We start from the raw sequence: 5,991 nt of genomic DNA on the forward strand, positions 1-5,991 counted from the left end.
AGCTAAAACAACAAAGTGTGAAGTCACCTATCATAGTAAATCAAATGGGCAAAAAACCTGTCATTGTGATCTTGATTGATTCATTAATGGATAAGCCTTTGCAAGATGCGATTCAAGAAGGCCGTGCACCCGCGATGCAATATCTCCTTCATCAAGGGCAATATTTCCCGCAAGTAGTGAGTTCATTTCCCACGATGTCTGTGACAATCGACAGTACATTATTAACGGGAACGTATGCCGACCAACATCATGTGCCCGGACTCGTTTGGTACAGCGACCAAAAGAAACGCATGATTCTCTACGGCAATGGTGCCAAAGAAGCCTTGAAGATAGACCAACTGCAAGTATTCTTAGACGCAATTTACCAATTAAACCAAGTTCATTTGAATAAAAAAACGAAAACCATACATGAGGAATTGGCTGACAAAGGAAAAGAATCCGCGTCCATCAATGCTATTGTCTTCAGAGGGAAAACGAAACATGCCTTAAAAGTGCCTGACTTCATAGCGAATAGCAGCAGGGTGCCAGAAAAAATGATAGTAACAGGGCCTAAATGGTTATCTTATGCAGCTTTGGCACAATTGAATCCGAAAAATAGCTGGAATACTCCTTTGTGGAAAAAATTTGGGATGAACGACGAATTTTCCGCAAAAGATACCGCTTTTCTAATAAGCCAGAAGAAACTTCCAGACGTAACCATCACATACTTTCCAGAGAATGATAATTTGGCGCATAGAAAGGGCCCGACTCAACTGGAGGGAATCGAAAAAGCGGATCAAGCACTGCAAACTGTGTTGAATGCATATGGTTCGTGGGAACAGGCTGTAAACAATGCGACATGGATTGTCATGGGTGACAGTGCGCAAAGCGCTATTTATAATGATCGACAGGTAGCAACGGTTGATTTAAAGTCGCTTTTGAATCATTACCGGATTGCAAAATTAAATCAACCAGTAAGAAACGATGACCAAATCGTGATTGCCGCTAATGAACGGATGGCCTATATCTATGCAATAAACGATAACGTAGAGCTATCCGATGTGGTGAAGTCTTTACAAAAGGAGAACAAGCTCGACATTATCGCTATGAAAGATGGTACAAACCATATTCATGTTACAAAGGGGAAAAATGGTGGCCTGTTTTCTTATCGTCCCGGTGGGAAATTGACCGATGAATATGGACAATCATGGACATTATCGGGTCAAACAAATCTAGTGGATATTACGATAAACAACAACCGGATCAAATATGGAAAATATCCAGACGTTTTGGCGAGGTTACACGGGGCAATGAATTCACATGAAGGAAGATATGTTGTCGTCACGGTCCAACCCGGATATGAACTCGTCGGTGAAAGTTCTCCCACCCACATCGGTGGAGGTGCTCATGGATCGCTGCACGAAAAGGATTCCCTTGTCCCATTAATTATTTCCGAAACGAATACACGCCCCAAAACACTGCGAATTGTGGATATAAAAGACTGGATTCTGCAATTGGTAAACGAATAAGTATTATTCGGTTCTTGATATTAAGATTGAACTCCATTAGCATATAAGCATGTAGTTATATAACCGGAAGGGGGTCACACTTTGGAGCAACTTGGTTATGTAGCCGATCATTTAAAGCTACTGGGAGATAAAAACCGCTTGGCCATGCTTTCCCTGCTAAGAGAAAGAGAATGGTGTGTTTGCGAATTTGTAGATATCTTTGATATGTCGCAGCCAGCAATTAGCCAACATTTGAGAAAATTAAAGTCGCAAGGGATTGTAAAAGAAGAACGACGAAGTCAGTGGGTATACTATTCCTTAAATGTAGACGATAAGCCGCATATTCAAGCTGTTCTTGAGAGTATGCCAGACTCTAAGCAGATTTTAAAAGGGCTGAATAAAGAGGAGCCGATCGCATCTTGTGGACCGGATTCCTCAGCTTGTTCATCCTAAAGGCTACTCCGTTTATATCCTTGGGGATAAACGGTGTTTTTAATATAAGTATATGTTTATAAGGTAATGTAATGGGGGTTTAAAACATTGATTTTGTTGGCATGCATTATATTTTTAGCCACTTTAGTGTTGGTGATCTGGCAGCCTAAAAATTTGTCCATCGGATGGTCTGCCTGCGGCGGTGCCATACTCGCCTTGCTGGTGGGTGTCGTCGATTTGCATGATGTTTGGGAAGTTACTCATATTGTCTGGAATGCGACACTGGCTTTTGTAGCCATTATTCTGATTTCGTTGGTGCTTGATAAAATAGGCTTCTTCGAATGGGCGGCGCTTCACATGGCACGAGCTGCGCAAGGAAGCGGAACCCGGATGTTTGTTTATGTGACCATTCTTGGCGCCGTTGTTGCTGCTTTTTTTGCGAATGACGGTGCCGCCTTAATACTGACACCGATTGTACTGGCGATGGTTCGGGCACTTAAATTGGATGAGAAAATGGTGTTTCCTTTTATCATAGCGAGCGGTTTTATTTCAGACACGACGTCGCTTCCGCTTGTGGTCAGCAACTTGGTTAATATTGTGTCAGCCGATTTCTTTGGGATCACCTTTATGGAATATGCGAGTCGCATGATTATACCTAATTTATTTTCTTTAGCAGCCAGTATAGGAGTACTGTATCTCTTTTTTCGTAAAAGGATTCCTAAAACGTTTGATGCGACACAATTAATCAGGCCTGCGGAAGCGATTAAAGATCCAAAGATGTTCCGTATGTCCTGGATCGTTCTCGCGGTTTTGTTCGTTGGCTACTTTGCATGCGAATTTTTTAATATTCCCGTTTCGGTGGTGGCCGGTATTATTGCTATCTTTTCCTTATTGATGGCGCGTAGAAGCCCTGCAGTGCCGATGAAAGAAATCATTAAGGGCGCTCCATGGGCTATCGTATTTTTCTCCATCGGAATGTATGTTGTGGTGTATGGTCTACGTAATGCCGGTTTGATGGATCTGCTGGCCCATGTGATTCAAGCGGTTGCCAATCAAGGTATGTTTGTGGCCACCATGGGCATGGGTTTTATTGCGGCGATTATCTCGTCGGTCATGAATAACATGCCTACAGTCATGATTAATGCGCTTGCTATAGATGCCACCCATACAACAGGTATGGTCAAAGAGGCACTGATTTATGCTAACGTCATTGGGTCGGATCTCGGGCCGAAGATAACCCCAATCGGTTCGTTAGCCACATTATTGTGGCTGCATGTGCTTCGTTCGAAAAACGTGAAAATTTCTTGGGGGACTTATTTTAAAACGGGTATCATCTTAACTATTCCTACACTTTTTATGACCCTACTGGGCTTATATCTGTGGTTAATCATTTCATAATTGAACATTGAAGGAGACGGTAATGATGGAAAAGAAGAAAATTTACTTTTTGTGCACTGGTAATTCTTGTCGCAGTCAAATGGCAGAAGGCTGGGCCAAAAAATACTTGGGAGACCGTTGGAATGTATACAGTGCGGGCATTGAAGCACACGGCCTTAACCCTAAAGCGGTGCAAGCGATGAATGAAATAGGGATCGATATCTCCGGTCAAACTTCAGATATTATAGATCCTGCTTTGCTGAACAGCGCGGATTTCGTTGTGACCTTGTGCGGAGATGCTGCTGATAAATGTCCTATCACACCTCCGCACGTTCGTCGTGAACATTGGGGGTTTGATGATCCGGCTAAAGCACAAGGAACAGAAGAAGAGAAATGGAGCGTATTCCAGCGTGTACGGGATGAAGTTGGGGCTCGTATTCGGAAATTTGCGGAGACTGGTGAATAAACAAGGTGCACAGCTATAGTATTTCAAACAAGCACGCCTCCTTAAAGAGGTGGTGCTTGTTTGGCGTTTTTTTCCTTCACAGAATACTCTTCCAGTACCTTTGTTTTATCTCCATAGATCCTATCCAAATGATCTTCTCCCCATAAGCAAAAACGATCAAGCAGATCTTTAAAATCCCATCCATATTCACTAAGCTCATATTCCACTTTGGGGGGAACTTGGTTATAAATGATGCGGTGGATGATTCCATCCTTTTCAAGCTCTCTAAGCTGTTGGGTGAGCACTTTTTGGGTGATTTTCGGAATGAGTTGACGAAGTTCGTATGTACGTTTTCTGCCGCTGGTTAAATGATGTAGGATAATGCCTTTCCACTTTCCACTGATGACCTCCAAAGTTGCATCGATCCCGAGCATATAGGTTTTGGCTTTGTCTTCCATAGACTTTCCCCCTCTCCGACCTGTAGTACAAAAGGCACTAAGGAACCTTAAAGTACCTACAGTACATTGAAGTGCGTACTTCACACTTTAATGTATAACATCCATAATAGCATCTGTAGACAGGGTTCAACAATTATGAGGAGAAAGAAGGTTACGGATACATGAAAGTTCTATTGGTCGTCACGCATCCTAGAGAAGATTCACTTACTCTTGCGGTCATGAATCGTTTTGTAGAGGGATTGAAAGAGAATAAGCACGAGGTAGATATTTTGGACTTGGATCGGGATGGATACAATCCGGTGTACAGCGCTGCAGATGAGCTGGATTGGAATACGCCCCATAAACAATATGCTCCTGAAACACGGAAAGAGATGGATAGAATAGTGGCTGCGGATGCTCTAGTCTTTGTGTTTCCATTATGGTGGTATAGTGTCCCGTCCATGCTAAAAGGATACCTGGATAAAGTGTGGAACATAGGTTTACTTCAGGAGTTCACGACAAAGCAGGTTCTGTGGATGTGCTTGGCGGGAGGGACGAAAGAACATCTGATCAAGTATGAATATCACGATTTGGTTACTAATTATTTGAATAAAGCCATTGCTGGTTACGCAAGAGTAAGAGAGTCCAAGGTGGAGTTCTTCTATGATACTTTGTCCGAATCGAAAGAATACATTGAAGGATTACTGGAGCACGCTTATCAATTAGGTCTGGCATATAAGTGAATTCTATTCTGATAACAATGAGAATTTAATATTATTGAGGATTTCGCAAAATCCTGATTATTGAAAAAGGGTTAAGGCTCGTTAGACGGCACTTAACCCTTTTTTATTTTATAGACGAGACTCTATCCTTTTATAGGCTCATGCATAGGTGCGGATGGTGCCCCTTGCATAGATAACCCGCCGCCAGTTGAGCTTGCTGGAACAACAGGATGTGGTGATCCCTTTTCAGAAGCATTGCCAGCAGTTTGCTTGCCCAGCTTTTGTTTTTCCCACAGTGCTCTGGCGATAACCAGCATGGAGAGTACACCCACATATAGTAACAGAGAACCGAGTTCGGGAAGCATCTCTTGCAAAGGTGCACCACGCAGACCCATGGTACGAAGGAATTTGTACATCCATACAAAGGGGAAGAAATCACCGATTTGAATCGCTAAAGGTGGAAACAGTGATCTGGAAAGAACAGCCCCTGATAAAACAAAAGCAGGCATGAGTATCATCACCATTCTGCCGATGGCTATTCCTGGATGTGCAGCGCCCCATGCAACCAGGACATTGATACAAACGGTACCGAATACATACAGGACAACCGGAATTATAAAGAGAATTGGATTGGCCTCGAAACGGCCTCCTCCAAACACTTTAAGCATCCCGAGAGAGAAGATTAAGCCAGCCGTCGAAAACAGCGTATAAGGAAGCATACGCAGTAGTATGTTGAACGGATTTTGCAGCTCAGCAGCCAGCCTTTTGGAAACCCGGAGTCTAGCGACCAGAGGTAAGCTATTTATATTGAGTATCATAAAAGAGAACATACAAGTGAATGCAAGTATCGTCGTATTCTGATAGTCATTCGTTGGATTAAACAGGGAACGCACTTCCAAGGCGATACCATTGAGGGCCCCTTGGGCCTGTTCTGCGTTCATCCCGGTTTTCAACATAGCTGGAACAGACAGTTCCATATTCTCGGAAACGCTAATTTCCTGCATAGCTGTACGAATCGAAGTAATAGATTGAACATTGGTATTATCGAGAATGAGACCCACGCGGCTGGAAAGGGAACGATTGTGATTATC

At 43.1% G+C, this 5,991-nt stretch carries 7 protein-coding genes; 5 read left to right on the forward strand and 2 right to left on the reverse strand.

Annotation, left to right across the window (positions count from 1 at the left end; all coding sequences use genetic code 11):
- The 4 genes from GRP75_RS17365 to arsC all read left to right on the forward strand — a co-directional run.
- On the forward strand, window positions 1-1,508 hold a 1,508-nt coding region (locus GRP75_RS17365; RefSeq protein WP_160789907.1), incomplete at its 5' end, for an alkaline phosphatase family protein.
- 81 nt (window positions 1,509-1,589) lie between these two features.
- Window positions 1,590-1,940, forward strand: coding sequence for an ArsR/SmtB family transcription factor (locus tag GRP75_RS17370; protein ID WP_160789908.1), 351 nt, complete (start codon window positions 1,590-1,592; stop codon window positions 1,938-1,940).
- Window positions 1,941-2,027: 87 nt separating this feature from the next.
- Window positions 2,028-3,317, forward strand: a complete 1,290-nt coding sequence (locus GRP75_RS17375; RefSeq protein ID WP_160789909.1) for an arsenic transporter — start codon at window positions 2,028-2,030, stop codon at window positions 3,315-3,317.
- 25 nt (window positions 3,318-3,342) lie between these two features.
- The gene (arsC, locus tag GRP75_RS17380; RefSeq protein ID WP_160789912.1) at window positions 3,343-3,762 is read left to right on the forward strand and encodes an arsenate reductase (thioredoxin); all 420 of its coding nucleotides are present in this window, start codon (window positions 3,343-3,345) and stop codon (window positions 3,760-3,762) included.
- Window positions 3,763-3,803: 41 nt separating this feature from the next.
- On the opposite strand, the gene GRP75_RS17385 is transcribed toward arsC, so the two are convergent.
- Window positions 3,804-4,199 carry a winged helix-turn-helix transcriptional regulator gene (locus GRP75_RS17385; protein ID WP_025721442.1) on the reverse strand — a complete coding sequence of 132 codons (396 nt, stop codon included), beginning with the start codon at window positions 4,197-4,199 and terminating at the stop codon, window positions 3,804-3,806.
- 161 nt (window positions 4,200-4,360) lie between these two features.
- Between GRP75_RS17385 and GRP75_RS17390 the strand changes: the two genes are divergently transcribed.
- A complete protein-coding gene (locus tag GRP75_RS17390; RefSeq protein ID WP_160789910.1) occupies window positions 4,361-4,921 on the forward strand; it encodes an NAD(P)H oxidoreductase in 561 nt (186 codons plus the stop codon).
- Window positions 4,922-5,043: 122 nt separating this feature from the next.
- On the opposite strand, the gene GRP75_RS17395 is transcribed toward GRP75_RS17390, so the two are convergent.
- A partial coding sequence (locus GRP75_RS17395; protein ID WP_160789911.1) for an ABC transporter permease occupies window positions 5,044-5,991 on the reverse strand: 948 nt, incomplete at its 5' end.

This window comes from Paenibacillus sp. OT2-17, assembly GCF_009827695.1.
Classification (GTDB): domain Bacteria; phylum Bacillota; class Bacilli; order Paenibacillales; family Paenibacillaceae; genus Paenibacillus; species Paenibacillus polymyxa_B.

Coding starts and splice junctions, on each gene's coding strand:
- arsC (WP_160789912.1), top strand. CDS start 3,343: ATGGAAAAGAAGAAAATTTACTTTTTGTGCACTGGTAATTCTTGTCGC.
- GRP75_RS17385 (WP_025721442.1), bottom strand. CDS start 4,199: ATGGAAGACAAAGCCAAAACCTATATGCTCGGGATCGATGCAACTTTG.
- GRP75_RS17390 (WP_160789910.1), top strand. CDS start 4,361: ATGAAAGTTCTATTGGTCGTCACGCATCCTAGAGAAGATTCACTTACT.